The organism is Acinetobacter sp. UBA3025 (assembly GCF_002367915.1).
In the GTDB taxonomy this organism is placed as follows: Bacteria; Pseudomonadota; Gammaproteobacteria; order Pseudomonadales; family Moraxellaceae; genus Acinetobacter.
The window spans coordinates 7,713-8,877 of record NZ_DFDO01000170.1 but is presented as its reverse complement, the minus strand read 5'-3'; the positions used below and the strand labels follow the sequence as shown (position 1 = coordinate 8,877).

Genomic DNA, 1,165 nt, shown 5'->3' with positions numbered 1-1,165 from the left:
AAAATCAGGTCTCCAACCGGCGAACCTTTGTGTGGTGCACCTACTGTGGTTAATGAAGCCACCAGTTTAGGTTCTGAACCAGCCACATAACGAATCGTTGGTCCACCATGTGAATGTCCGATCAGGTTGACTTTATCTGCACCGGTAATTGCAGCAATTTCCTTGACCTGCTCCAAAAGTTGTTCACCGCGAATTTCAGATGAGTTAAAAGGGGAGACCCGTGTCGCCCAGACATTCGCACCATTACGGGCCAGATCAGGTAAAATCTGATACCAGTAATCCAGTCCAAACTGATCAGTGCCAACTCGGATGAAACCCGCCATACCATGTGAAAATACAATCGGATATTTGGTTTTGGCATATTGTGAACTGGCTTTCGCCGTCACCTGACTGGCCTGAGTGGAGGCATGAGTCGTGAAACAGGCCGCTGCCATGAGCAGACCTGCCGTTAATACTCCATATTTCATCATTATTTCCTCATTCTTATTGTTGTGTTAAGGCGATCCTCGCCATAATGTGGGGAATAGCCAGCTGAAAAGCTGACCCATTAAGCGTTTTGAGTGTTTTATCTCCCTATTTTTTTAAGTGAAAATAACGAAAAAGCCCTTATATCCGCAGATAGAAGGGCGATGAAAATTATAGATTCTGAAGTTTTAAACGATTGGCATGTTGACGGTACATTGCAACTGGATCCGGAGCAAACAGGCCTTTAAGACCAAACATCATATTGGCCAGATCGGTATGGTTCAGCTTGTATTGGTCATTAATCACCTTACCAATGAATGCACTACAACGGGCAATCATGCCATCGTTGTCTTTATTGCCGTAAGATAAAGGGCCAAGCTGCATCAGGATGGTATCGATATCCAGTGCATTGGTCGCTTGAGCCACACCGGTCCAAGAATAATAATAGATACCGTTACGGTCTTTTGATTTCAGGTTCTTATTACAGTTTTCTGTGGAGGCTAAGACACCATCCTGCACCATCTGTTTGGCCACGCTGGCATTAAAAGAGCTGGAGCCAGTTTGGGTCAGGGATTTGATGGATGCATCGAAATCAATTTCCAGTTCAGGTTTGAACTGTCCCAGTGCGATCAGTGGCCCAATAATATAATCACCGAGAACATTAAAAGCAGTGCGGGTAAGAGTATTGTTCTGAATATCA

At 44.6% G+C, this 1,165-nt stretch carries 1 protein-coding gene and 1 pseudogene; both read right to left on the bottom strand.

The features are described from left to right. On the bottom strand, nt 1-467 hold a 467-nt coding region (locus B4J23_RS07160), incomplete at its 3' end, for an esterase/lipase family protein (RefSeq protein WP_291359606.1). 169 nt (nt 468-636) lie between these two features. Then, nucleotides 637-1,165, bottom strand: a pseudogene (locus tag B4J23_RS07155) (triacylglycerol lipase); the annotation flags it as partial.